General features: G+C 62.3%; 21 protein-coding genes. 15 read left to right on the plus strand and 6 right to left on the minus strand.

Features of this window, described 5'->3' with window-relative positions:
• Positions 1–62: 62 nt before the first annotated feature.
• The 11 genes from rpoC to amoB all read left to right on the plus strand — a co-directional run bounded on the left by rpoC (position 63) and on the right by amoB (position 15333).
• Positions 63–4268 (plus strand): DNA-directed RNA polymerase subunit beta', encoded by a 4206-nt coding sequence (rpoC, locus tag ACH5N8_RS01305; protein WP_483282200.1) that lies wholly within the window; start codon positions 63–65, stop codon positions 4266–4268.
• Between the two features lie 73 nt (positions 4269–4341).
• Positions 4342–5010 carry a c-type cytochrome gene (locus tag ACH5N8_RS01310; protein ID WP_483282201.1) on the plus strand — a complete coding sequence of 223 codons (669 nt, stop codon included), beginning with the start codon at positions 4342–4344 and terminating at the stop codon, positions 5008–5010.
• Between the two features lie 70 nt (positions 5011–5080).
• Positions 5081–5659 carry an ATP-dependent zinc protease family protein gene (locus tag ACH5N8_RS01315; RefSeq protein WP_483282202.1) on the plus strand — a complete coding sequence of 193 codons (579 nt, stop codon included), beginning with the start codon at positions 5081–5083 and terminating at the stop codon, positions 5657–5659.
• A gap of 34 nt (positions 5660–5693) precedes the next feature.
• Positions 5694–7232, plus strand: a complete 1539-nt coding sequence (locus tag ACH5N8_RS01320; protein WP_483282203.1) for an inactive transglutaminase family protein — start codon at positions 5694–5696, stop codon at positions 7230–7232.
• A gap of 4 nt (positions 7233–7236) precedes the next feature.
• Positions 7237–8202: an alpha-L-glutamate ligase-like protein gene (locus ACH5N8_RS01325; protein WP_460028601.1), complete on the plus strand. Its 966-nt coding sequence runs from the start codon at positions 7237–7239 to the stop codon at positions 8200–8202.
• A gap of 192 nt (positions 8203–8394) precedes the next feature.
• Positions 8395–9759, plus strand: coding sequence for a phosphate ABC transporter permease subunit PstC (gene pstC, locus ACH5N8_RS01330; protein WP_483282204.1), 1365 nt, complete (start codon positions 8395–8397; stop codon positions 9757–9759).
• Positions 9752–11062 (plus strand): phosphate ABC transporter permease PstA, encoded by a 1311-nt coding sequence (gene pstA, locus ACH5N8_RS01335; RefSeq protein WP_483282205.1) that lies wholly within the window; start codon positions 9752–9754, stop codon positions 11060–11062. The genes pstC and pstA overlap by 8 nt, the downstream gene beginning before the upstream one ends.
• 82 nt (positions 11063–11144) lie before the next feature.
• Positions 11145–11981, plus strand: a complete 837-nt coding sequence (gene pstB, locus ACH5N8_RS01340; RefSeq protein WP_460028604.1) for a phosphate ABC transporter ATP-binding protein PstB — start codon at positions 11145–11147, stop codon at positions 11979–11981.
• Positions 11982–12358: 377 nt separating this feature from the next.
• Positions 12359–13138 carry a bacterial ammonia monooxygenase, subunit AmoC gene (amoC, locus tag ACH5N8_RS01345; RefSeq protein WP_483282206.1) on the plus strand — a complete coding sequence of 260 codons (780 nt, stop codon included), beginning with the start codon at positions 12359–12361 and terminating at the stop codon, positions 13136–13138.
• Positions 13139–13262: 124 nt separating this feature from the next.
• Positions 13263–14006 carry a bacterial ammonia monooxygenase, subunit AmoA gene (gene amoA / locus ACH5N8_RS01350; protein ID WP_460028921.1) on the plus strand — a complete coding sequence of 248 codons (744 nt, stop codon included), beginning with the start codon at positions 13263–13265 and terminating at the stop codon, positions 14004–14006.
• A gap of 82 nt (positions 14007–14088) precedes the next feature.
• The gene (amoB, locus tag ACH5N8_RS01355) at positions 14089–15333 is read left to right on the plus strand and encodes a bacterial ammonia monooxygenase, subunit AmoB (RefSeq protein WP_483282207.1); all 1245 of its coding nucleotides are present in this window, start codon (positions 14089–14091) and stop codon (positions 15331–15333) included.
• Between the two features lie 141 nt (positions 15334–15474).
• Here the strand turns inward: amoB and lipA are convergent, their stop codons facing one another.
• From lipA to ACH5N8_RS01385, 6 genes are all read right to left on the minus strand, one after another.
• Positions 15475–16449 (minus strand): lipoyl synthase, encoded by a 975-nt coding sequence (lipA, locus tag ACH5N8_RS01360; RefSeq protein WP_460027309.1) that lies wholly within the window; start codon positions 16447–16449, stop codon positions 15475–15477.
• Between the two features lie 24 nt (positions 16450–16473).
• Positions 16474–17109, minus strand: a complete 636-nt coding sequence (lipB, locus tag ACH5N8_RS01365) for a lipoyl(octanoyl) transferase LipB (protein ID WP_460027310.1) — start codon at positions 17107–17109, stop codon at positions 16474–16476.
• Positions 17106–18575: a magnesium transporter gene (gene mgtE, locus ACH5N8_RS01370; protein WP_460027311.1), complete on the minus strand. Its 1470-nt coding sequence runs from the start codon at positions 18573–18575 to the stop codon at positions 17106–17108. The genes lipB and mgtE overlap by 4 nt, the downstream gene beginning before the upstream one ends.
• A gap of 17 nt (positions 18576–18592) precedes the next feature.
• Positions 18593–18889: a YbeD family protein gene (locus ACH5N8_RS01375; RefSeq protein WP_460027312.1), complete on the minus strand. Its 297-nt coding sequence runs from the start codon at positions 18887–18889 to the stop codon at positions 18593–18595.
• A 63-nt stretch (positions 18890–18952) separates the two neighbouring features.
• Positions 18953–19804, minus strand: coding sequence for a D-amino acid aminotransferase (locus ACH5N8_RS01380; RefSeq protein ID WP_460027354.1), 852 nt, complete (start codon positions 19802–19804; stop codon positions 18953–18955).
• A 25-nt stretch (positions 19805–19829) separates the two neighbouring features.
• Positions 19830–20978, minus strand: coding sequence for a D-alanyl-D-alanine carboxypeptidase family protein (locus ACH5N8_RS01385; RefSeq protein ID WP_460027313.1), 1149 nt, complete (start codon positions 20976–20978; stop codon positions 19830–19832).
• A 150-nt stretch (positions 20979–21128) separates the two neighbouring features.
• On the opposite strand from ACH5N8_RS01385, the gene mnmG reads away from it, so the two are divergent.
• Genes mnmG through ACH5N8_RS01405 form a run of 4 tightly spaced genes read left to right on the plus strand, consistent with a single transcriptional unit; the run spans position 21129 to position 25304 of the window.
• Positions 21129–23003 (plus strand): tRNA uridine-5-carboxymethylaminomethyl(34) synthesis enzyme MnmG, encoded by a 1875-nt coding sequence (gene mnmG, locus ACH5N8_RS01390; RefSeq protein ID WP_460027314.1) that lies wholly within the window; start codon positions 21129–21131, stop codon positions 23001–23003.
• On the plus strand, positions 23000–23629 hold the full coding sequence (rsmG, locus tag ACH5N8_RS01395; protein ID WP_460027315.1) for a 16S rRNA (guanine(527)-N(7))-methyltransferase RsmG: 630 nt from the start codon (positions 23000–23002) through the stop codon (positions 23627–23629). The genes mnmG and rsmG overlap by 4 nt, the downstream gene beginning before the upstream one ends.
• Before the next feature lie 6 nt (positions 23630–23635).
• A complete protein-coding gene (locus ACH5N8_RS01400) occupies positions 23636–24400 on the plus strand; it encodes a ParA family protein (RefSeq protein WP_460027316.1) in 765 nt (254 codons plus the stop codon).
• A 22-nt stretch (positions 24401–24422) separates the two neighbouring features.
• On the plus strand, positions 24423–25304 hold the full coding sequence (locus ACH5N8_RS01405; protein ID WP_483282208.1) for a ParB/RepB/Spo0J family partition protein: 882 nt from the start codon (positions 24423–24425) through the stop codon (positions 25302–25304).
• The last annotated feature ends 12 nt before the right edge of the window (positions 25305–25316 follow it).

Raw genomic sequence — 25316 nt, forward strand, 5'->3', positions numbered from 1 at the left:
AGGCGCGCTCCGGGCCGCGGTTCCGGCCCGGCTTCCCCAGTGTTCAGATTAGGAGATGACCAGTGAAAGATCTTATTAGTTATTTGAAGCGTCAGAATCAGGTCGATGATTTTGACAACATCCGCATCAGTCTGGCCTCGCCGGACATGATCCGTTCCTGGTCCTACGGTGAGGTCAAGAAGCCGGAAACTATCAACTACCGTACCTTCAAGCCGGAGCGCGACGGTCTGTTCTGCGCCAAGATCTTCGGTCCGGTCAGCGACTACGAGTGCCTGTGCGGCAAGTACAAGCGCCTGAAACACCGTGGCGTGATCTGCGAGAAATGTGGCGTCGAGGTGACCCTGTCCAAGGTGCGTCGCGAACGCATGGGGCACATCGAACTCGCCAGCCCGGTCGCCCACATCTGGTTCCTGAAGTCCTTGCCCTCCCGCATCGCTCTGCTGCTGGACATGACTCTACGCGAGATCGAGCGGGTGCTCTACTTCGAGTCCTACGTGATCATCGACCCGATGCAGACGCCCTTGGAGCGCAACAAGCTGCTGAGCGAGGAGGAGTTCTACGAGGCGACCCAGCAGTATGGCGATGATTTCGTGGCCAAGATGGGTGCGGAGGCCATTCATGAGCTGCTGCGGACGATGGATCTGCCGCGCGAAGTCGAATTGCTCCGGGAAGGCATCGCCGGCACCACCTCCGAAACCAAGATCAAGAAATACACCAAGCGGCTGAAGGCCATCGAGTCGCTGATCTCCTCCAACAACAAGCCGGAGTGGATGATCCTCACGGTCCTGCCGGTGCTGCCGCCAGAGCTGCGTCCGCTGGTGCCCCTGGATGGCGGCCGCTTCGCCACTTCCGACCTGAACGATCTCTACCGCCGCGTCATCAACCGCAACAACCGCCTCAAGCGGCTGCTGGATCTGAACGCACCGGACATCATCGTGCGCAACGAGAAGCGCATGCTGCAGGAGTCCGTGGACGCCCTGCTGGACAACGGCCGCCGTGGTCGGGCCATCACCGGTTCCAACAAGCGGCCGCTCAAGTCGCTGGCCGACATGATCAAGGGCAAGCAGGGCCGCTTCCGCCAGAACCTCCTGGGCAAGCGTGTCGACTACTCCGGCCGCTCGGTCATCGTGGTTGGCCCGACCCTCAAGCTGCATCAGTGCGGCCTGCCCAAGAAGATGGCGCTGGAGCTGTTCAAGCCCTTCATCTTCAGCAAGTTGCAGTTCCGCGGTCTGGCCACCACCATCAAGGCCGCCAAGAAGATGGTGGAGAAGGAGAGTCCGGAGGTCTGGGACATCCTTGACGAGGTCATCCGCGAGCATCCCGTGATGCTGAACCGTGCCCCGACGCTGCACCGTCTGGGGATCCAGGCGTTCGAGCCGACGCTGGTGGAAGGCAAGGCCATCCAGCTGCACCCGCTAGTCTGCAGCGCCTTCAACGCCGACTTCGACGGTGACCAGATGGCCGTGCACGTGCCCCTTTCGCTGGAGGCCCAGCTGGAGGCGCGTACCTTGATGATGGCGACCAACAACATTCTGTCGCCGGCCAACGGCGAACCCATCATCAACCCGACCCAGGACGTGGTCCTGGGACTCTATTACATGAGCCGCGAAGCCGTGGGTGCCAAGGGCACGGGCATGATCTTCGCCGATGTCGAAGAGGTTCAGCGGGCGCTGGACAACCGCGTGCTCGACATCCAGGCCAGGATCACCGTACGCCTCAAGGAGACGATCCTGCACGAGGACGGACAGCGTTCCTCCCATGTCCGTCGCGCCGAGACCACGGCCGGTCGGGCGATCATCTGGACCATCGTGCCGGAAGGGATTCCCTTCGAGCTGGTCAACGTGGACATGACCAAGAAGGCCATCTCCCGCCTGATCAATCATTCCTACCGCACGCTCGGCATCAAGGCCACGGTAGTGTTTGCCGACAAGCTGATGTACATGGGTTTCTCGAACGCGACCCGCGCGGGCGTGTCGTTCGGCGTGGACGATATGGCCATCCCGGCCCGCAAGGAGGAGATCATCGCCGCGGCCGAGGCCGAGGTGAAGGAAATCCAGAATCAGTACGCCTCCGGTCTGGTGACCGACGGCGAGCGCTACAACAAGGTCGTGGATATCTGGTCGCATGCCAACGACCAGGTGGCCAAGGTCATGATGGAGGGCCTGGGTACCGAGGTGGTGGTCAAGCCGGATGGCAGCGCTGGCGAGCAGAAATCGTTCAACTCCGTGTTCATGATGGCCGATTCCGGCGCCCGTGGTTCGGCCGCCCAGATCCGCCAGTTGGCCGGCATGCGTGGCCTGATGGCGAAGCCGGACGGCTCCATCATCGAAACGCCGATTACCGCCAACTTCCGTGAAGGGCTGGACGTACTGCAATACTTCATTTCCACCCACGGCGCCCGCAAGGGTCTGGCCGACACCGCGCTGAAGACCGCCAACTCCGGCTATCTGACACGTCGACTGGTCGACGTGGCGCAGGATCTGGTCATTACCGAGGAGGATTGCGGCACGAACGACGGCCTGCTGATGTCGCCCCTGATCGAGGGCGGTGACGTCGTCGAGCCGCTGGCCGAGCGCGTGCTGGGTCGTGTCGTGGCCGAGGATGTGCTGGATCCGGCCAGCCAGGAGCTGCTGCTGACTGCCGGCTCCATGCTTGATGAGACGGCCGTGGCCCTCCTGGAGCAGCACAGCGTGGACAACGTCCGCGTGCGCTCCGTCATCACCTGCAGGACCCGCTATGGCGTCTGCGCCTCCTGTTACGGGCGCGACCTGGGTCGTGGCCACAGGGTCAACATCGGTGAGGCCATCGGGGTCATCGCGGCGCAGTCGATCGGCGAACCCGGCACGCAGCTGACCATGCGTACCTTCCATATCGGCGGTGCGGCATCCCGGTCGGCGGCCATCAGCAACGTGGAGGTGAAGTCGGCCGGCACCATCAAGCTCAACAACGTCAAGACCGTTGTCAACAAGGACGGCAATCTGGTTGCGGTTTCCCGTTCGGGCGAGGTGAGCGTCATCGACGAGCACGGTCGCGAACGTGAGCGCTACAAGATCCCCTATGGTGCGGTGGCTTCGGCCCGTGACGGCGATCGCGTCAAGGCGGGTCAGGTCGTGGTGACCTGGGATCCGCATACGCATCCGGTCGTCACCGAAGTCCGGGGCTATGCGCGACTGGTCGACTTCATCGAAGGCGTGACGGTCAAGGAGCAGTCGGACGAAGTGACCGGCCTCAGCTCGATGGTCGTCATCGACCCCAAGCAGCGTGGCGGTTCCGGCAAGGATCTCCGGCCGATGGTCAAGCTGGTCGATGAGAACGGTAACGACATCTTCATTCCCTCGACCGAAATCGTGGCGCAGTACTTCCTGCCGGCCGGCGCCATCATCGGCATCCACGACGGCGATCAGGTGCAGGTTGGCGACGTGCTCGCGAGGATTCCGCAGGAGTCCAGCAAGACCCGTGACATCACCGGTGGTCTGCCGCGCGTGGCGGATCTGTTCGAGGCGCGCAAGACCAAGGATCCGGCGATCCTCGCCGAGGCGACCGGCACCATCAGTTTCGGCAAGGAAACCAAGGGCAAGCGCCGGGTTATCGTCACCGATGCCCAGAATCTCCAGCATGAGGTGCTGATTCCGAAATGGCGGCATATCACGGTGTTCGAGGGTGAGCATGTCGAGCAGGGCGAAACCATCGCCGAAGGCGATCTGACGCCGCACGACATCCTGCGGCTGCGCGGTGTCGCGGAGCTGGCCTCGTATCTGGTCAAGGAAATCCAGGACGTCTACCGTCTGCAGGGCGTGAAGATCAACGACAAGCACATCGAGGTGATCATCCGCCAGATGCTGCGCAAGGTCGAGATCACCGACCCCGGTGATACCACCTTCCTGCGCGGCGAGCAGGTCGACCGTTCGCGCTTCCATGAGGAGAATGAGCGCGTGGAGGCCGAGAACAAGATTCCGGCCTGCTACGAGCCAGTCCTGCTGGGCATCACCAAGGCGTCGCTGTCGACGGAGTCCTTCATTTCCGCCGCCTCCTTCCAGGAAACCACCCGCGTGCTGACCGAGGCGGCCATCCGTGGCTCCAGCGACAAGTTGCTGGGGCTGAAGGAAAACGTCATCGTTGGGCGCCTGATTCCCGCCGGCACGGGCCTAGCCTACCACCTCGATCGGAAGCGGCGTGCCGAACAGGAGGATCAGGGCGAAACCGAGGAGACACAGGTCATGGATACCAGCGAGGTCGAGGAAGCCCTGAAGCAGGCCTTGAGTCTCTGAGGCGGGCGTGAGTGATAGACCGCCCCGCCTGGCTGCAGGGGCGGTCTTGTCCGGGCGTGTTGGTCAATGAATCATGGGCGGCGCCCAGCAATCGGGGCACCATCGAGAATTCAAGAGTCGGAGCACCCTTATGTTCAATGTGAAGCTTAACGTTCCAGTCCTGGCAGGTATCTGTGCGCTTGTCGCTCCTGCCGTCTTCGCCGCAGGCGATCCTGTCGCCGGCAAGCAAAAGTTCTATACCTGCGAAGGCTGCCATTCCGTGCCCGGCTACACGAACGCCTACCCCACGTACCATGTGCCGCGCATTGGCGGTCAGCATGCCGATTACGTGGTTTCGGCCCTGCAGGCATACCGCGACGACGAGCGCAAGCATGGCAGCATGAAAGGCAATGCCGATAACCTGACCGAGCAGGACATGCAGGATATCGCCGCCTATGTGTCCAAGTTCCGCGGCATGAATGCGAGCCTGCCGGTGACCGGCAATCCGCAGGCCGGCAGGACCAAGGCGGCTGCCTGCGCCAGTTGCCACGCCGAGGACGGCAACAGCGAGAATGCGATGTTCCCGCGCTTGGCCGGGCAGCATGAGAGCTACCTCATTCGGGCGTTGAACGAGTATAAGTCGGGAGCCCGCAGCAACCCCATGATGATGGGATTTGCCTCGACCCTGAGCGAGGAGGACATCAGGGATGTGGCGGCCTATTACGCCAGCCAGAAAAAAGGCCTGACCTATCCGCAGGACTGATCACCGATGAGGCGTCAGGCGGCGTGGCACGCTGTCCCGCTGGACTGACGCCCGGCATCGGGATATTGACATGACGTGGGGCTTATCCATGCAGCGTGGCAAAGCGGCGACCTGTCTGCTGGCGTTCTCTCTCGCGATGGCGGCCCCGTCGGCGGCCAAGTCCGATGGGGTGACCCAGGACCGGAAGATCATGGGCTGGCTGGAAACGGTATTTCTCCGGCCACTCAATCTGCGCGTCACCGCCAAGCTGGATACCGGGGCTAAAACATCTTCCCTGCATGCCGGCAACGTCGAACATTTTTCTCGCGACGGGGATCCTTGGGTCCGGTTCGAGTTCCGCGCCGACAAGACCGCCGACCCGATCAGGATCGAGCGACCCCTGGTGAGGAAAGCGGTCATCAAGGAGCGGCTGTCGCGATCCTCCACCCGGGATGTGGTCACGCTGACCATCTGCAAGAACGGTCGGGACTATGAGACAGAATTCACCCTCAATGACCGCAGCAGCTTCAATTATCCCGTTCTGCTGGGCCGCAGTTTCCTTGCCGATGTGGCGCTGGTGGATTCTGCCGCGACGTTCATCTTCAAGGGTGATCAGGATGCCTGTGGCCAGCGAGGCAATGGGTCTGATGCCAAATCGGGCAAGCCTTAGCCGCATCGGATGCCGTTGCCGCTAGGTGGTTGTCATGCGTGGCGTCCACGTCAAGATTCTCGCCCTGCTGCTGACCACGCTCGGCCTGAGCGTCTGCTGGTTCAAGGTGACACGCCTGGGCCTGCCGCTGGTACCGACCGAGAAGGCCGAGGTGCTGACGGTCGAGGCGCGCATCGAATTCAAGGCCCGGCGCAATTCCGCCGCCAAGGTACGCTTTTATATTCCGCGCCAGCCCACGGGCTATACCGTGGTGGACGAAAATTTCGTCTCCGGCAGTTACGGGCTGACGACCGAGGACGATGGTCTGCGTCGGGTGGCCGAGTGGGCTGTCCGCCAGGCCAAGGGCTATCAGGTGCTGTATTACCGCCTGCATCTGGCGCGTGATTCCAGCCTTCAGGCGCCGGCGGCCGAACCGCCCTTGACGCCCCCACCCGCCGTTCAGCCGCCAGCGTTGCCGGAAGCCCTGGGTTCAGCCGCCAAGGGCCTGATGGAGGATGTGCGCAGCAAGTCGGCCGACATCCGGTCGTTTGCCCGCGAACTGCTGGTACGGCTCAATGCGCCGACGGCAGACCCCAACGTCATCCTGCTCCGCCAGGGCATCGACGAACCCGGGGACTGGGTGCGGCGGGTGATGAACCTGCTGAGCGGCGCCGGCATTCCTGCCCGCATGGCCCATTATCTGATCTTGAAGGATGGCATCAATCACGGCTCGCTGACGCCCTGGCTGGAATTCTTCGATGGCAAGCAATGGACGGCCCTGAATCCGCATACGGGTGAGCCGGGTGCGCCCGAGGGCAGCGTGCTGTGGTACGTGGGGTCCCAGCCGGTGCTCGAGGTGCTGGGGGGCAAGAACGAGCAGGTCGATTATTCGGTCACGGAACGCGCACAGGACCGGACCTTGATCGCCGAGCAGCGGGCGCGGCAGATGGGGTCAAGGCTGATGGAGTATTCGCTGTTCAGCTTGCCGGTCAGCGTCCAGAACGTATATCGGGTATTGCTGATGGTGCCGGTGGGCGCCTTTCTCATCGTCATTCTGCGCAATGTCGTGGGACTCAAGGCCTTTGGCACCTTCATGCCTGTCCTCATTGCGCTGGCGTTCCGCGAAACCGAGCTGGTCTGGGGCATGGTGCTGTTCTGTACGCTAATCCTGCTGGGCTTGCTGATCCGTTTCTACCTGGAGTACCTCAAGCTGTTGCTGGTGCCGCGCCTGGCGTCGGTACTGATCATTGTCATCATGCTGATGGCGATCATCAGCATTTTCAGCCACAAGCTGGGGTTTGACCGCGGTCTGTCGGTGGCGCTGTTTCCCATGGTCATCCTGGCCATGACCATCGAGCGCATGTCCCTGGTCTGGGAGGAGCTAGGACCCGCTGAGGCGCTGATCCAGGGCGCCGGCAGCCTGATTGTGGCGGCTTTGGCGTATCTCTGCATGAGCAACCGCTACCTGGAGCACCTCATCTTCGTCTTCCCTGAATTGTTGCTGGTGATCCTGGCCATGACGCTGTTGCTGGGCCGCTATACGGGATATCGCTTGACCGAGCTGTGGCGCTTCCGGGCGGCGCTGAGAGACTGAGCGCATGGACCTGAGGCAGGCACTGACACCGCCCTGGCGACGGCTTCGGCGGCTTGGCATCATGGGCATGAACGAGCGGAATGCCGACTTCATCCTGCCGTACAATCCGCGCCGCAATTATCCGTTGGTGGACAACAAGCTGCTGACCAAGGAACTGGCCGTCAAGGCTGGAATAGTGGTGCCCCAGCTCTATTGCGTGATCGAAATCACCCATCAGATCGAGGAGCTGGCCACGCTGCTGAGCCCTTATGATGATTTTGTCATCAAGCCTGCCCATGGTGCTGGTGGCGAAGGCATCCTGATCGTGACCGGTCGGCATGATGGTCGCTATCGCAAGGCGAACGGCGTGCTGGCCGACGACGAGGAACTGGGACATCACATCTCCAATATCCTGGGTGGCATGTATAGCCTGGGAGGACTGCCCGACTCTGCGCTGATCGAGTATCGCGTCAGATTCGACCCGATTTTCGATCGCATCAGCTTTCAGGGAGTGCCGGATATTCGGACGCTGGTTTTCCGTGGCGTTCCTGTGCTGGCGATGGTGCGATTGCCGACGCGTCTGTCCGATGGCAAGGCGAATCTGCATCAGGGAGCGATCGGCGTCGGCATTGATCTGGCGTCGGGGCGAACCTTTTCCGGTGTCTGGCATGAGCGGCCCATCGAGCAGCATCCGGACACTGGCGGCAATCTTTCCGGCCGGTTGATTCCCTACTGGGACGAGATACTGGCCATGACTGCCGCCTGCCATGATTTTGCCGGCCTTGGGTTCATCGGCGTGGACATCGTTCTGGACGAGAACCATGGGCCGATGATGCTGGAGATGAACGCCCGGCCCGGCCTGAGCATCCAGCTGGCCAATCGCATCGGGCTGCTGTCGCGCCTGCGTCATATCCAGGGCCTGATTTCGATACCGGAGCCGGTGGCGGAGCGCGTGCAGCTGGCCAAGACACTGGCCCGGTACACCTCCTGATGAAAACCGGGTAAGCGGCAACAAGACTGTCATTGCGGCAGGCTATACTAGGCACTTTGTCATTTTTGTCTGGTGGAGTTCTCTGCCGCGCCTGCATGGAATCCGGTTTTCCCATGGCAGTCCAGGCACCGCGTCAAGCCAAGGGGAGGCATGGGAGTGTGATCGAAGAGAGGCAATGTGGATAAATCGACCTTGCTGCTGCTGGTTCTGTTGTTGAGCGTGCTCGCCTTCCAGGTGGGCAGGCGGCGCGCGCTGTATTGGGCGGGCAACGGTGGCTTGCAGGAGCTGCACTCCCTTCCGGGGTACTACGGTTACTACACCGCGCTCTGGTGCGGGGTGCCGGCGTTGATGCTGATGCTGGTCTGGTTCACCCTCGAGGCCACGTACATCACGCACGCGGCCTTGGCGGTTCTGCCGGAGGCCATGCTGTCCGGCTCGCCCGAGCAGCTCAGCCTGCTCGTCAACGACATCCGCAATGTCGCAAGCAATGCGAACGGCGAGGCCGCGCCGGCGATCCGCGAGGCCGCGCGGCGTTATCTGGAGCTGGAGCACACCAGCAACCGGTTGCTGGCGCTGCTCACCGTCGCCACTGCCCTGGCGGGCATGTGGTGGGCCAGGACCAGGATTCGGCCGCAGCACCGCGCCCGAAACCAGGTCGAGGGCTTTCTCGAAATCTTCCTGATCGCCTGTGCCGGTGTGGCGATACTGACAACCATCGGCATTGTGCTGTCGGTATTGGTCGAGTCGGTCCGCTTCTTCAGTCTGGTGCCCTTGACCGATTTCCTCTTCGGCATGAAGTGGAGCCCGCAGATCGCCATGCGTGCCGACCAGGCAGGTTCTTCCGGGGCCTTCGGCATCATCCCGCTGGTGCTCGGAACCACGCTGATCTCGCTGGTTGCGATGCTGGTGTCCGTTCCCGTAGGCCTGCTGTCGGCCATCTACCTGTCCGAATATGCCAGTCCCCGCTTCCGCGCGGTCGCAAAGCCATTGCTGGAGGTGCTGGCTGGCATCCCGACGGTGGTCTACGGATTTTTCGCCGCACTGGTGGTTGCGCCCTTCATTCGCGATTTCGGCGCCTGGGCCGGGCAGGACGTCTCCTCCGAGAGTGCCCTGGCCGCCGGTCTGGTGATGGGGATCATGATCATCCCGTTCGTCTCTTCGTTGTCGGACGACTTTATCAATGCGGTGCCGCAAGCCCTGCGGGATGGGGCCTACGCACTCGGGGCGACCCAGTCGGAAACGATACGGCAGGTCGTGATTCCGGCGGCCTTGCCTGGCATCGTCGGTGGCATTCTCCTCGCGGTATCGCGCGCGATCGGCGAAACGATGATCGTCGTCATGGCTGCCGGGCTGAGTGCGAACCTGACCTTCAACCCGCTGCAGGCGGTGACCACGGTCACCACGCAGATCGTTACCCTGCTGGTGGGGGACCAGGAATTCGATAGTCCCAAGACCTTGGCCGCCTTCGCGCTGGGGTTGGTTTTGTTCCTGCTGACGCTGGCGTTGAACATCCTGGCCTTACGCATCGTGCGCAAATACCGTGAACAGTATGAGTGAGAGTGAGTCGCCCTCTGCCGAAGCCTCCGGGCTCCGCACCCTGGATGCCGTGTCCGCCAGCCTGGCCAGACGGCGCCGGGCCGAGCAGCGCTTCCGCTGGTATGGGCTGGTTTCCATCTGTCTCGGTTTGCTGGCCCTGGTGGTGCTGTTTGCCAGCATCATCGGCAAGGGTTATTCGGCCTTCCAGTACACCTACATCGCCCTGGATGTCGAGCTGGAGGCCGCCATCATCGACCCCGAGGGTACCCGTACCACCGAGCAACTGCTCGGCGCCGACTATGATGCCCTGTGGAAGGGATCGCTTGGCCGCTTGTTCCCCGAGGTGACCGCGCGTCAGGAACGGCGCATGCTGTCCGCCATGATCAGCGGATCGGCGGGTGAGTCCATCCGAGAAAGCGTCCGGCGCAATCCGGCGATCATCGGCTCGACGGTAAGGCTGTGGCTGCCGGCGGACGATGCGGTCGACATGTTGAACAAGGGACACGTCCAGATTTCCGAGGCGCAGGCGAACGAGCGGCTGCGCGAGCAGCGGGGCTGGCTGGAGAAGCTCCGTGCCGAAGGGCGCGTCGAGAAACGGTTCAACCGCACCTTCTTCAGTCGGGGCGACTCCCGCGAGCCAGAAACTGCGGGTATTCTGGGGGCGCTGACCGGTTCTGCCCTGACCCTGTTGGTGACAGTGGGGCTTTCCCTGCCGATCGGCATTGCGGCCGCCATCTACCTTGAAGAGTTTTCCCCCCGCAATCGTTGGACCGATCTCATCGAAGTCAACATCAACAATCTGGCTGCGGTTCCCTCGATCGTGTTCGGGCTGCTGGGGCTGGCGGTATTCATCAATGTCATGGGCATGCCCCGCTCATCCCCGCTGGTCGGAGGATTGGTGCTGACCCTGATGACCTTGCCGGTGATCATCATCAGCGGTCGTTCGGCGCTGAAGTCGGTGCCGCCCTCGGTGCGGGAGGCGGCTCTGGGCATAGGCGCCTCGCCGGTGCAAATGGTATTTCATCATGTACTGCCGCTGGCCATCCCGGGAATGCTGACCGGAGCCATCATCGGCACCGCGCGTGCGCTGGGGGAGAGTGCGCCATTACTGATGATCGGCATGGTCGCCTTCATTGTGGACATTCCCGCCCGCATCACCGACCCGGCCACGGTTCTCCCTGTGCAGATCTATCTTTGGGCGGATAGCCCCGAGCGCGCCTTCACTGAGCGCACGTCGGCGGCCATCCTGGTGCTGCTGGGTTTTCTGATCGTGATGAACGGGTTGGCCGTCTATCTCAGGAAGCGCTACGAGAGACGCTGGTAGGGACATCCAGGATCGATAACGCCTGTGTGTCTGCCGATCAGGCCGCAGGGCATGAACATCTCAGGCGAGAGATAATGGCGACATGAGAGACAAGAACAGAGCCTCACCGGATATCAACTACAGCCGGGAGCATCGCGAAACTGTGGGGGAAATCCTTTCCGCCAACGCGCGCATTCAGTGCCGCAAGGTCAATGTCTATTACGGCGACAAGCATGCCATCCAGGATGTGACCCTGGATATCGGCCGCAACGAGGTCATTGCGCTGATCGGTCCTTCTGGGTGCGGCAAATCAACCTTCATCCGCTGCCTGAATCGCATGAACGATACCGTGCCGGGCTGCCGCGTGACGGGTGAGATATTGATGGATGGCCGGGCCATCTATGGGCCCGATATCGATGTGGTACCCCTGCGGGCCCAGGTGGGCATGGTTTTTCAGAAACCCAATCCCTTCCCGAAAAGCATCTTCGAGAACGTGGCCTATGGTCCGCGCATCCATGGTCTGGCGCTGTCCAAGGCCGAACTGGAGGAAATTGTCGAGGTTTCGTTGCGACGCGCCGGTCTCTGGGATGAGGTCAAGGACCGGCTCAACCATCCCGGTACCGGTCTTTCCGGTGGCCAGCAGCAGCGTCTCTGCATCGCCCGGACGATAGCGGTCAATCCTGAGGTGATCCTCATGGATGAGCCGTGTTCGGCGCTGGATCCGATCGCCACCGCCAAGATCGAGCAACTGCTCGACGAACTGCGCTCCCAGTTCACCATCGCCATCGTCACCCATTCGATGCAGCAGGCTGCGCGCGTTTCCCAACGTACAGCATATTTCCATCTTGGGCGCCTGATCGAGGTCGGGGAAACGGCCCAGGTGTTCACCAATCCGCAGCATCAACTGACGGAAGACTACATCACGGGACGTTTCGGTTAGGGTCAGAATCCCCGTTGCTCCACCTTGATGTCCCTCTGCCGGGTGGGCGGCCATCCCATCTTTTGTGGCTGGCCGGTATCGGGTGGTCATGTTTTGCACCCATGCGCGGGGCTGAGGGTTGCCGCAAATTTCCTTGCTGGACGCCCCATCCCGGCTGGCGCCGATCCATGCCGGCAGACATCGAACGGGAGAAAAATAAATGCGACAAAATGTCGCATTTTTTATTGACAGGCGGGGGCGGGGTGGTAGACTGCGCCTCACTCTGAGGACCGGGGTGCGGCCACAGCGACAGGCTGGGGTCGTCAACATCGAAGGACTGAAGCTCAAGGGTGCGGCAACGCACTGCAACTCAACACACCAAAAAAGAGGTAAGCAACATGGCAGCAACAACTGCGAGTGGTGTAGGCGCGGCTGAACGCCCGCTGCTGGACACCAAATGGGTCGTATTTGCATTCAGCATCTACTTCGTTTTCTATCTGTGGGTACGCTGGTATGAAGGCGTGTACGGCTGGTCCGCTGGCCTGGACTCCTTCGCACCGGAGTTCGAGACCTACTGGATGAACTTCCTGTACACCGAAATCGTACTGGAAGTGGTCACCGCCTCCATCCTGTGGGGCTACCTCTGGAAGACCCGCGACCGCAACCTGGCCGCGATCGAGCCGCGTGAAGAACTGCGTCGCAACATGACCCACCTGATCTGGCTGTTCGCCTATGCGAATGCCATCTACTGGGGTGCCTCGTACTTCACCGAGCAGGACGGCACCTGGCACCAGACGATCGTGCGCGACACCGACTTCACCCCGTCGCACATCATCGAGTTCTACCTGAGCTACCCGATCTACATCATCACCGGCTTTGGCTCGTTCATCTACGCCAAGACCCGCCTGCCCTTCTTCTCCGAAGGTCTGTCGCTGCCGTACCTGGTGGTGGTTGTCGGTCCGTTCATGATTCTGCCGAACGTCGGCCTGAACGAGTGGGGTCACACCTTCTGGTTCATGGAAGAGCTGTTCGTCGCCCCGCTGCACTACGGCTTCGTCTTCTTCGGCTGGCTGGCGCTGGCCATTGCAGGCGTCCTGCTGCAGGTCTTCGCCAGCATCGGCAACCTGATCGGCAACACTGTCTGTGAAGCCGTTGACCAGGGTCTGATCGCCAAGTAAGCGGAAAACCGGCGGCCCGCCGGCTGCAAGGCCACGGTCTTGCGGACGACGGGCCCCGGCCACTGGTTTGGGCGGCGGGCCACCGCCGCCCGAACGACAACAAAAGCAACCTTTGGAGGTATACATGAGCGCACTTAACTCAGCCGTACGGTCCCATGCCGAAGCGGTGTCAGTGTCCCGGACCGTCGACTGGCTGGGCCTGTTCGTCTTCTTCTTCGTCGTCTGTGGTTCCTACCACATTCACGCCATGCTCACCATGGGTGACTGGGACTTCTGGTCCGACTGGAAAGACCGTCGTCTGTGGGTCACCGTCACCCCGATCGTACTGGTCACCTTCCCGGCTGCCGTCCAGTACTTCCTGTGGGAACGCTTCCGTCAGCCGTGGGGTGCCACCCTCTGCGTACTGGCCCTGCTGTTCGGTGAATGGGTCAACCGCTACTTCAACTTCTGGGGCTGGACCTACTTCCCCGTCAACTTCGTCTTCCCGGCGATCCTGACCCCGGGTGCGATCCTGCTCGACACCGTGCTGCTCCTGTCCGGCAGCTACCTGTTCACCGCCATCATCGGCGCCATGGGCTGGGGCCTCATCTTCTACCCGGGCAACTGGCCGATCATCGCCCCGCTGCACGTACCGGTGGAATACAACGGCATGCTGATGTCCATCGCCGACATCCAGGGCTACAACTACGTACGTACCGGCACCCCCGAGTACATCCGTATGGTAGAGAAGGGCACCCTGCGTACCTTCGGTAAGGACGTCGCACCGGTATCCGCCTTCTTCTCGGCCTTCATGTCTATCCTGATCTACTTCATGTGGCATTTCGTAGGCCGCTGGTTCGCCAACGTCCGCTTCATCAAGCAGTCCTAAGAGACGGCCGAACCCACGAACGACAACGACCGCCCGGCATATTCCGGCGCGGTACACCCGAAAACTCGAGAGAGGAAGAACCATGAAACTACTCAAAGACCGGATCGCCAAATGGTCCATGGTCAGCCTGCTGACCGCCTTTGCCGCGACCAGCTTCTACGCCCCGAATGCCGCTGCCCACGGTGAAAAGTCCCAGGCCGCCTTCATGCGTATGCGTACCATCCACTGGTACGACCTGAAGTGGTCCAAGGAAAAGGTCAAGGTCAACGAAACTGTCGAAATCACCGGCAAGTTCCACGTCTTCGAAGGTTGGCCCGAGACCGTTGACGCACCGGAATCGGCGTTCCTGAACATCGGTATCCCCGGTCCCGTGTTCATCCGCAAGGAATCCTACATTGGTGGCCAGCTGGTACCGCGTTCGGTCCGTCTGGAAATCGGCAAGACCTACGACTTCAAGGTCGTCCTCAAGGCACGTCGTCCGGGTGACTGGCACGTCCACACCATGATGAACGTCGAAGGCGGCGGTCCGATCATCGGCCCGGGCAAGTGGATCACCATCGAAGGCTCCATGGGCGAGTTCAAGAACCCGCTCACCACCCTGACCGGTCAGACCATTGACCTTGAGACCTACAACCTCGAGAACACCTACTTCTGGCATGCCTTCTGGTATGCCTTCGGCCTGGCCTGGATCATCTACTGGATCCGCCGTCCGGTGTTCCTGCCCCGCTTCCTGCTGGTCAACGCTGGCCGTGCCAACGAACTGGTTTCCGGCACCGACCGCAAGATTGGCATGGGCTTCGCAGCCGCCACCCTGCTGATCGTCATCTTCGCGATGTCGACCGCCAACAGCAAGTACCCGATCACCATCCCGCTGCAGGCGGGCACGATGCGTGGCATGAAGCCGGCGGTTGACGAGAAGTCCACCATTGCCGTCAAGGTAGAAGACGCAACCTACCGCGTTCCGGGCCGTGCAATGCGCATGAAGCTGACCATCACCAACAACGGTGACAAGGCTGTCCGTCTGGGTGAGTTCTACACCGCCTCCGTTCGTTTCCTGGATTCCGACGTCTACAAGGACACCACCGGCTATCCGGAAGACCTTCTGGCGGAAGACGGTCTGGAAGTCAGCGACAACAGCCCGATCGCTGCGGGTGAGACCCGCACCGTTGAGGTGACCGCATCCGACGCGGCGTGGGAAGTGTATCGTCTGTCCGACATCATCTACGATCCGGACAGCCGCTTCGCCGGTCTGCTGTTCTTCTTCGATGCAGATGGCAACCGTCAGATCAGCCAGATCGACGCGCCGCTGATCCCGTCCTTCATGTAAGGTACGGCGGGTGCCGGGTTCGTCCCGGTACCCCGATCCTCGCGGATCACCAAAGCCTCCCATCGTCAGATGGGGGGCTTTTTTATTGGGTATGGCAGGCTCGCTGGGGCCTGAATGATGAGGCGGCTGACGATACCCGGTCTATGCCATCAAAGCTACGGCCTGGGCGTCGGCATGATAGGACGAGCGAACCATGGGGCCGCTGGCGACGGATGAGAATCCCAGCTCCCTGGCAAAGTTTGCCAGTTCCTCAAACTCCCGCGGTTCTGCGAAGCGAAGCACCGGATGATGGGCAGGGCTGGGTTGCAGATATTGGCCTATCGTCAGCATGTCGCAGCCGTGCCGGCGCAAATCGGCAATCACCGTCTTGACCTCGTCAGAGGTTTCGCCGAGGCCGAGCATCAGGCCGGATTTGGTCATGACGTGCGGGTGGCGCTGCTTGAACGATTGAATCAGGTCCAGGGATTGGTCGTAATGAGCCCCGGGTCGGGCGGATCTGTAGAGGCGCGGTACGGTTTCTAGGTTGTGATTGAAGACATCCGGTAGCGCAAGAGCGAGCAGATCGAGCGCGATGTTCTGGCGTCCACGAAAATCCGGTGTGAGAATCTCGATGCGGGTGCTGGGTGAATGCGTCCGGATCGAGGCGATGCAGTCAACGAAATGCCGGGCCCCGCCGTCGCGAAGGTCGTCGCGGTTGACCGAAGTGATGACCACGTATTTCAGTCCCAAGGTACGCACCGTCTGCGCGAGATGCTCCGGCTCAGCCGGATCGGGCGGTTTCGGGCGTCCATGGGCCACATCGCAGAATGGGCAGCGGCGCGTGCAAAGATCGCCCAGGATCATGAACGTGGCCGTTCCATGTCCGAAGCACTCGGACAGGTTGGGGCAGGCAGCCTCCTCGCAGACGCTGTGCAGTTGATGGGCGCGCAGGATTTGCTTGATTTCCCGCACCTTGGCTTCATTCCCCAGTCGGGTACGTATCCAGGCCGGTTTGCGCGGCGTGGCTTCAATCGTGATGGGCTGAATGGGGATGCGCTTCACCTTGTCCTGATTGCGGTGATGCGTTTCCGGGCTTTTGCGGGAAGGTGCCGTCGGGTCGTTTTCAGAGTATTTCATGGTTATGGGAGTCGGCAGCTGGGTTCAGTGGGCTTGGTTTTCGATGGATGGGTAGCCGAGTGCATCCATCAGTGACAGTAGCAGAGATGGCATCAAGACCATCACGGAGCTGCGAATGCCCTGATCGGCCAGGCTGGTGACCGTCAGGCCCGCATAGCCGCAGGGGTTGATGGCCAGAAATGGCCTCAGGTCGGGATCAATGTTGAGGCTGAGTCCATGGTAGCTACACCCTCGCACGATGCGCAGCCCGACCGACGCGATCTTGGCCCCCTGGATATAGACGCCGGGCGCCTGAGGAATGCGCTCGCCCCGTATTCCGAACGGAAGCAGGGTGTTGATGACGGCTGATTCCAGGCGGTCGACCAGGCTGCGTATACCGAAGCCGGCTCGCTTGAGGTCGATGAGTGTGTAGGCCACCAGCTGTCCCGGACCGTGCCAGGTGATCTGGCCGCCGCGGTCCGTTCTGACGAGCGGGATATGGCTAGACTCCCGCAGATGGGCAGGGTTACCGTTCAATCCTAGGGTATAAACAGATGAGTGTTGCGTGAGCCAGATCTCGTCCGGGGCATTCGCCGATCTGGCGAGGGTGAATGCTCGCATCTCTGCCCAGACAGCTGCAAAATCCGTCAGACCCAGTTGGCGAATGTGAATGGCACTCAAGGCGTCTTGTCGAGAAACAGCTTGGCCAGGCCGAGAAAGATGAAAAACCCCATGCCATCGGTCATCGCCGTCAGGAGCACGCTGGTGCCGATGGCCGGATCCAGATCAAGGCGGTGGCGAATCAGGGGAATGGCGAGACCGGTGATGGCGGCCACGACCAAGTTCAACAGGGTTGCGGCCATCATGACCAGGCCGAGCTGGGTGTTGCCGTAGAGTCCATAGGCGAGCAGCCCCAGTACCGCGCCCCAGACCACTCCGTTGAGCAGGCCGATCAGAAGCTCCTTGACGATTAGGCGCCGCGTATTGGTCGAATTGATCAGTCCCAGTGCGATCGAGCGGACGATCAGTATGCTGGTCTGGTTTCCTGTGTTGCCGCCAATCCCGGCCACGATGGGCATCAACGAGGCCAGTGCGACAATCTTCACGATCGTGTCCTCGAAGAGACCGATGACGCGGGTGCTGGCGAAGGCCGTGACCAGGTTCACGGCCAGCCAGAGCCAGCGGTTGCTGGCACTTTTCCATACGCCGGAAAAAATGTCCTCATCCTCCAGGAGTCCGGCCTCTGCCAGCTGGTCCTCGTCGGATTTCTTGCGGATGAGGTCGACGATGACGTCGATACCGAGACGCCCTTGCAGGCGGTGCTGCTCGTCCACCACGGGTGCCGACAGCAGGTCGTAGCGCTCGAAGGCCCGGGCCGCGTCTTCGGCATTGTCATCCAGGCGGAAAAAGACCACGTCTCTGGCCATCACCGATGCCACACTGCGGTCGGAGCTGTGGGTGACCAGTCGCTTGAGGGAGAGCACGCCCTGCAGGATGCTGTTTTCGTCGACAACGAACAGCTTGTCCGTGTGTTCCGGCAGCTCGCCGCGGCGCCGCAGGTAGCGCAGCACGGCGCCGAGGGTGGTGTCGGCGCGAATGGTGACCATGCCGAAATCCATCAGTGCGGCCACGCTGTCGCCCCCATAGGCCAGCACCGATTCGAGGCGCTGGCGATTCTGGTCGTTGAGGCTCTGCAGCAGTTCCTGCATCACCTCCTCGGGGAGATCCGGGGCCAGGTCGGCGATTTCGTCGGTGTCGAGCTGCTCGGTGGCGGACAGGAGCTCGCTCTTGTCCATCGAGGAAATCAGTGTCTCGCGAACCGCATCCGAAACGTCGAGCAGGATCTGTCCATCCAGCTCGGACTTGACCAGGTTCCACACCATGAGGCGCTGCTCCAGCGGCAGGGCCTCAAGGATGTAGGCAATGTCCGCCGAGTGCAGGTTGTCCAGCTTCTGCTTGATGGCCACCTGATGCTGTTTGTGCATCAGCGTCTCAACCAGGTCGTGATGGGGCATGGTCTGGTGCTGGATGATGGTTTCCTCCAGCTTCTGTTTTTTGAGCAGCTCGACGATTTCTAGCAGGTGCTGCCGCAGGTGCTCCTCGGGCGGGCTGTTGATGCCGTCATCCTGGCGGGGGCTCTCGGCCATGACGGATCTCGGGGTGCTCAGAGCGCCATGATGACGTCTGGACTGGCGGTCAGGTCCAGGTAGATGGCGTCCAGCTGGGGCTTGCTGGTGGCGGTGATGGTGACGGTGACTGCATCGTATTTGCCGCCTTGGCTCTTGCGCGACTGCACCGGGCTGTCCTCGGCAAGCCGGGCATGGCGAAGGATGATGGCGATCACTTGGGACTCGAACTCCGCGTGCGTATGACCGAAGACCTTGATCGGAAACTCGCAGGGAAACTCGAGCAGGGTTTCGTGGTTGTCGGTCATGATGGCGATCCGCTGTATTCGGGTCATGGGCCGGAAGGCCGGTGGCGCCGGCCTTCCGGAGCGCGGGCGTGCTGTTGGGGAATGGGCGGCTCAGCCGGCCCGCGCGGACTCCCTGAGCATTTGCTTGTATGCCTGATAGGCGGACTGCAATACCGCCCACAGCGGGCCGGCCTTGCCCTCGCCGACCGGTTTGCCGTCCAGTTCGATGACCGGGAGTATCTCGCGGGTCGAGCTGGTCATCCAGATTTCGCTGGCCTGCCCCAGTTCGCTCAGGTCGATCGTACGTTCTTCCGTCGGAACCCCCTGGGCCGCTGCGAGTTCCAGCACCAGATCGCGGGTGATGCCGGGCAGAATGGCCGCTCCCTTGGGTGGCGTTACCAGCGTGCCACCAAGGACGATCATGATATTGCTGGCGGCGCCCTCGAGCACCTTGCCGTCGCGGATCAGGATGGCTTCTGCAGCGCCGGTGTCGAGGGCCTGCTGGCGGAGAAGCACGTTGGCCAGCAGGGTGATGGCCTTGATGTCGCAGCGATTCCAGCGGATGTCCTCGACCGTGATCGCCCTGATGCCCGCCGGAGGCGGGGGGGCAATCGGCGTGCACATGGCGAAGAGGGTGGGCGCGACGCCCGCGGGGATGGCATGATCCCGCTTGGTGGCCACTCCCCGGGTTACCTGCAGATAGATCGACTGGTCATGTGTGCCACTGATCAGGCGATCGAAGATGGCGGACCAGGCCTCGTCCGTCAGCGGCGGCTGCATGCGGATATTGGCCAGACTCTGGTCCAGTCGCCGCAGGTGCTCGGTCAGGCGCAAGGGTTTGCCGCCGTATACCGGGATCACTTCGTAGACACCGTCGCCGAACAGGAACCCGCGGTCGAGCACCGAAATCTTGGCTTCGCCCAGTGGCAGGAACTCGCCGTTGAGGTAAACCTGCATATCCATATCTGTCATTGCTGCCTTGGTCTCCCTAGCGCTTGATTAACATCGCCAACTCATCGAACAGGCGTTTGAACAGGCCGCCTCTGGCGACGGATTCCAGTGCCACCAGATCATCACGGGCGATGACCTGATCGTTGAGGGTGACCTTGACCTCGCCAAGCCGGGCGCCGGCGTCGATGGGGGCGATACTCTTGTTGTCGACTTCCATGCTGGCCTTGAGGCCGTCATATTGGCCGCGGGGAAAGGTGACATGGAAGTCCTGCCGGAGTCCCGCGGGGATGTTGGATTGCGCGCCCTTCCAGACATGCGCCTCGGTCAGCTTGATTTTGCCCTGATAGAGCTGGCGCGTCTCGAAATGCTTGAAGCCATAATTCAGCAGGTCGGCATTGCTGCTGGCGCGCAGCTTGTCGCTTTTGGCGCCCATGACGACCGAGATCAGGCGCATGTTGTCCCGCACGGAGGACGCTGCCAGGCAATAGCCGGCACCCTTGGTATGTCCGGTCTTGATGCCGTCCACCGTCGGGTCCTGCCACAGCAGGCGGTTGCGGTTCCCCTGCTTGATGTTGTTGTAGGTGAACTCCTTGATGGCGTGCCATTTGTAATATTCCGGAAATTCCCGGATCAGTGCCCGCGCTAGGGTGGCCACGTCGCGGGCACTGGTGTAGTGGTCGGGGGCGGGAAGTCCCATGCTGTTGACATAGTGGGTCTGTGTCATCCCCAGCTGTCTGGCTGTCTCGTTCATCCGTTCGGTGAAGCGCACTTCGTCACCCCCGATCCGCTCGGCGAGGGCGATACTGGAGTCATTCCCGGACTGGATGATCATGCCCTTGATCAGATTCTCGACCGCCACGCTGCTGCCGGGTTCGGCGAACATGCGCGAACCCTCGGCGCTGGCGGCCTTGGCGCTGATGGTTACCATGTCGTCCAGCTGCAACCGGTTCTGCGACAGTTCGCCGAACGTGATGTAGGCGGTCATCATCTTGGTCAGGCTGGCTGGCTCGAGCTGCGTGTCGGCGTTCTGCTCGGCCAGTACGCGTCCGCTGTTGGCGTCCATGAGGATGTAGGCCGCCGCGGCAATCGGGGGCGGCGGCGGGATCGCTCCGTTCTCCGCCTGGACGCCTGTACCGGCGCTGACGATCAGCGCGGCGAGTATGAATCGGAAGGGATGCTGAAACACGATGGATCGGCCCTTTCGGCAATCATTGGGGTCGCCCAGATTGTAGCATGGGGGGTGCATGGGCCGTGTCCGTTGAGGTTCCGCGTGCAGGCAGGGCCCCGCATGGTGTAATGTACTCCTGCTAGGAATCGGGTCTGCCTCTTACTCCATATGCCGTTTTCAGAAGCTTACGATGTCATTGTGGTCGGTGGCGGACATGCCGGTACCGAAGCCGCGCTGGCCTCCGCCCGCATGGGCTGCAGAACCCTGCTGCTGACCCAGAACATCGAGACCCTGGGACAGATGAGCTGCAATCCGGCCATTGGCGGCATCGGCAAGGGGCACCTGGTCAAGGAGATCGATGCCCTCGGTGGGCTGATGGCCCGCGCCGCCGACCAGGCGGGCATCCACTTCCGCATCCTCAATGCCAGCAAGGGGCCTGCGGTCCGCGCGACGCGCGCCCAGGTTGACCGGGTGCTGTATCGCCAAGCGGTGCGACAGGCCCTGGAATGTCAGCCGAACCTCCATCTCTTCCAGCAGACCGTGTCCGACCTCCTGGTGCAGGGCGAGCGTGTCGCCGGCGTGCGTACCGTGATCGGCCTGCGCTTCACGGCGCCCTGTGTGGTGCTGACGGTGGGTACTTTCCTTGCCGGCCGCATCCATGTGGGGCTCAACAATTACGAAGGCGGCCGCATGGGCGATCCGCCTGCCAATGATCTCTCGGCGCGCCTGCGCGAGCTGGCGTTCGCGGTCGGGCGTCTCAAGACCGGTACGCCGCCGCGACTGGACGGTAGAACGCTCGCTTACGACAGGATGACCGAGCAGCCCGGCGACGAGCCGGTTCCCGTATTTTCCTTTCTCGGCGCGCGCGAGGAGCACCCGCGGCAGGTTTCCTGCTTCATTACCCGCACCTGCGAGCGCACGCACGAGATCATCCGCGCTGGCCTTGACCGTTCGCCCATGTATGCCGGGGTGATTGAGGGCGTCGGGCCACGCTACTGCCCCTCAATCGAGGACAAGATCGTCCGTTTTGCCGAGAAGGACTCGCACCAGATCTTTGTCGAGCCGGAGGGGCTCGAAACGCGGGAGATCTATCCCAACGGTTTTTCGACCAGCCTGCCGTTCGATGTCCAGTACCAGGCGATACGGTCGGTGCGCGGGTTCGAGAGTGCCCATATCACTCGCCCCGGCTATGCCATCGAATACGATTACTTCGATCCCCGTGGCTTGAAGGCATCCCTGGAGGCGCGGCAGCTGGCGGGGCTGTTCTTCGCCGGGCAGATCAACGGTACCACGGGCTACGAGGAGGCAGCGGCGCAGGGGCTGGTCGCCGGGCTGAATGCGGCCTTCCAGGCCCAGGGGCAGGAGCCTTGGTCGCCCAATCGCGCAGAGGCCTATATCGGTGTCATGATCGATGATCTGATCTCGCGCGGCACGGTGGAGCCTTACCGCATGTTCACCAGCCGGGCGGAATATCGTCTGCTGTTGCGCGAGGACAATGCGGATTTGCGTCTGACCCCGACGGGGCGCCGCCTGGGGTTGGTCGATGACGCGCGATGGCGGGCTTTCGAGGCCAAGCAGCACGCAGTGGCGTCCCTCAGGGACAGGCTTGCCGGCGAGTGGGTGCGGCCCAACTCGCCACTGGCCGAAGCGGTGGCGCTGCTGCTGGGGGGCGCGGTGACGCGCGAGGCCAGCCTGCTGGAGCTGTTGCGGCGACCGGAAGTCGGTATCGATCAGGTCGTCGCGCTGATGCCCATGGCGGCGGAAACCGTCGGGCAGTCTGTGCGCGAGCAGGTGGAAATCCAGGTCAAGTATCAGGGTTACATCGACCGGCAGCAGGTCGAGATCGAGCGCCTGCAGCGCTACGAGCACTGGCGCCTGCCCGATGAGATGGACTACGCCAACGTGGTCGGGCTGTCCAACGAGGTGCGTGAAAAGCTCAGGGCCCAGCGGCCCGAGACCGTGGGGCAGGCCTCCCGGATTCCGGGAGTGACGCCGGCCGCGGTGTCCTTGCTGCTGGTCCATCTGAAGAAAAAGACCGCGTGACGGCGCAAGATGCTCTGCACGAGCGCCTGTCTGCGGGGCTCATCCGTCTGGATCTGGCGCTTGATGCCGCGCAGATCCGTGACTTGCTGGCGTTCCTGGCGCTGCTGCGAAAATGGGGCGAGACCTACAATCTCACCGCGATCAGGGAGTCGCTGGCCATGGTCGATCGGCATCTGCTCGACAGTCTGGCGGTGGCGCCGTTCCTGGCCGGAGAGGCGGTACTCGACGTTGGCACCGGCGCAGGTCTGCCGGGTATTCCCCTGGCGATTGCCTTGCGGCAAAAACGCTTTGTGCTGCTGGACAGCAGCGCCAAGAAGATTCGATTCGTGAAACAGGTGATCCTGACCTTGGGGTTGGAGAATGTGCAGGCCGAGGCCATGCGAGTAGAGGAATACGTGCCCGCGCAGGGCTTCGATGTGGTGTTGGCGCGGGCGTTTGCGGGACTGGATGTGATGCAGGCGCTGACGCGTCGCTTGCTGCGACCGGGGGGGCGCCTGCTGGCGCTCAAGGGTCGTCTGCCGGTCGATGAGATGGCGCGCTTGCAGCAGGCCGAGATGCTGCGCGTTCACCCTCTGTCTGTTCCGGGCCTGGAGGCGGAGCGCCATCTGATCGAGATCGGGGCGTAACCGGCCATGGGCAAGATCATTGCGATCGCCAATCAGAAGGGCGGTGTCGGCAAGACCACCACCAGTGTCAACCTGGCGGCCTCTCTGGTGACGCTGGGGTATCGGGTTTTGCTCGCCGATCTCGATGCCCAGGGCAACGCCACCATGGGATGCGGTGTCGACAAGCACGAACGTGGTCATGGCGCCTATGAGGTGCTGGCGGGGCGGACCTTTATCGGTGACGCGATCGTCAGCACCGACGAGGAGGGGCTCGACCTTCTTCCTGGAAACGCCGACCTGACCGCGGTGCAGGTCGAGCTGATGCAGCGCATCGGCCGCGAGCGTGTGCTGTCCGAGGCGCTCGCGGCCTGCCGCGATGATTATCATTTCATTCTCATCGACTGTCCGCCCGCGCTGAATGTGCTGACACTCAACGCCCTGGTTGCGGCCGACAGCGTGTTGATCCCGATGCAGTGCGAATATTACGCGCTCGAGGGGTTGTCGGACCTGGTCGGCACGCTGCAGAACGTGCAGGAAATGCTCAATCCCGAGCTCCATATCGAGGGATTGCTGCGGACCATGCACGACAGCCGCAGCCGGCTGGCGGCGGAGGTTTCCGCGCAACTGCTGGAGCATTTCGGCGACAAGGTTTTCGCAACCATCGTGCCGCGCAACGTTCGCTTGGCCGAAGCGCCCAGTCATGGCCTGTCCATCGTCCGGTATGACCGGGGCTCCAAGGGGGCTCAGGCCTATCTTGCGCTTGCCGAGGAAATCGTTCGGCGCAACCAGTAGAACCATTCGAAGAAACACATCAATGTCGGCAAAGAAGAGAGGTCTGGGGCGCGGGCTGGACGCCCTGCTCGGCGGGGCCAAGCTGGAGGCGGGGAGCTCGGAGCGGCTCAGGCTGGTGGGGCTGGACCGGCTCTCGCCGAGCGCCTTTCAGCCGCGGAAGGATATCGACCCCGTCAAATTGCAGGAGCTGGCCGATTCGATCAGCGCCCAGGGTATCGTGCAGCCGGTCGTGGTCCGGGAAGTCGAGGCCGAGCGGTTCGAGATCATCGCCGGCGAACGGCGCTGGCGTGCCGCGCGATTGGCGGGGCTGGCCGAGGTTCCCGTGGTCGTGCGGAAGGTTTCCGATCAGGCGGCCCTCGCCATCGCACTGATCGAGAACATTCAGCGAGAGAACCTCAATGCGCTGGAGGAGGCCGAGGCGCTCAAGCGCCTGCTGGACGAATACCGCATGACCCATCAGCAACTGGCCGATGCGGTGGGCAAGTCCCGGGTGGCGGTGACCAACCTCCTGCGTCTCAACGACCTGCAGGCGGACGTCAAGGCGCTGTTGGCCGGGGGGCGCATCGACATGGGGCATGCCCGCGCCTTGCTGGGATTGCCCGAGGTGCAGCAATTCCATGCGGCGCGACAGATTGTCGAGGGCGAGCTGAATGTGCGTGCCGCCGAGGCTCTGGTGCAGGCGATGAAGGAGGTGGCGGTCGCTGGCCGGCCGGCAAGGTCTGCGGCGGTGACGGCGAAGGACCCGGATATCCGCCGTCTGGAGGACGATGTCTCCGCGCGGATCGGCGCCCCGGTTTCCATCCGGCACGGCAGCAAGGGGAGCGGCCAGATCATCATCCGTTACAGCAGTCTCGATGAGCTGGATGGTGTGCTGAGCCGTTTTCGCGGCGAGTTGAATCGTTGATCTCCGGGGTTG

It is taken from the genome of Methyloparacoccus sp. NF-16, from assembly GCF_056880625.1.

Bases quoted from the DNA above. Each gene is read 5' to 3' on its own strand.
- lipA (WP_460027309.1), bottom strand. From the start codon at position 16,449: ATGAAATACTCTGAAAACGACCCGACGGCACCTTCCCGCAAAAGCCCG.
- ACH5N8_RS01400 (WP_460027316.1), top strand. From the start codon at position 23,636: ATGGGCAAGATCATTGCGATCGCCAATCAGAAGGGCGGTGTCGGCAAG.
- ACH5N8_RS01325 (WP_460028601.1), top strand. From the start codon at position 7,237: ATGGACCTGAGGCAGGCACTGACACCGCCCTGGCGACGGCTTCGGCGG.
- ACH5N8_RS01315 (WP_483282202.1), top strand. From the start codon at position 5,081: ATGACGTGGGGCTTATCCATGCAGCGTGGCAAAGCGGCGACCTGTCTG.
- ACH5N8_RS01375 (WP_460027312.1), bottom strand. From the start codon at position 18,889: ATGACCCGAATACAGCGGATCGCCATCATGACCGACAACCACGAAACC.
- pstA (WP_483282205.1), top strand. From the start codon at position 9,752: ATGAGTGAGAGTGAGTCGCCCTCTGCCGAAGCCTCCGGGCTCCGCACC.
- pstB (WP_460028604.1), top strand. From the start codon at position 11,145: ATGAGAGACAAGAACAGAGCCTCACCGGATATCAACTACAGCCGGGAG.
- amoC (WP_483282206.1), top strand. From the start codon at position 12,359: ATGGCAGCAACAACTGCGAGTGGTGTAGGCGCGGCTGAACGCCCGCTG.
- amoA (WP_460028921.1), top strand. From the start codon at position 13,263: ATGAGCGCACTTAACTCAGCCGTACGGTCCCATGCCGAAGCGGTGTCA.
- mgtE (WP_460027311.1), bottom strand. From the start codon at position 18,575: ATGGCCGAGAGCCCCCGCCAGGATGACGGCATCAACAGCCCGCCCGAG.
- ACH5N8_RS01380 (WP_460027354.1), bottom strand. From the start codon at position 19,804: ATGGATATGCAGGTTTACCTCAACGGCGAGTTCCTGCCACTGGGCGAA.
- ACH5N8_RS01320 (WP_483282203.1), top strand. From the start codon at position 5,694: ATGCGTGGCGTCCACGTCAAGATTCTCGCCCTGCTGCTGACCACGCTC.
- mnmG (WP_460027314.1), top strand. From the start codon at position 21,129: ATGCCGTTTTCAGAAGCTTACGATGTCATTGTGGTCGGTGGCGGACAT.
- ACH5N8_RS01310 (WP_483282201.1), top strand. From the start codon at position 4,342: ATGGGCGGCGCCCAGCAATCGGGGCACCATCGAGAATTCAAGAGTCGG.
- ACH5N8_RS01405 (WP_483282208.1), top strand. From the start codon at position 24,423: ATGTCGGCAAAGAAGAGAGGTCTGGGGCGCGGGCTGGACGCCCTGCTC.
- amoB (WP_483282207.1), top strand. From the start codon at position 14,089: ATGAAACTACTCAAAGACCGGATCGCCAAATGGTCCATGGTCAGCCTG.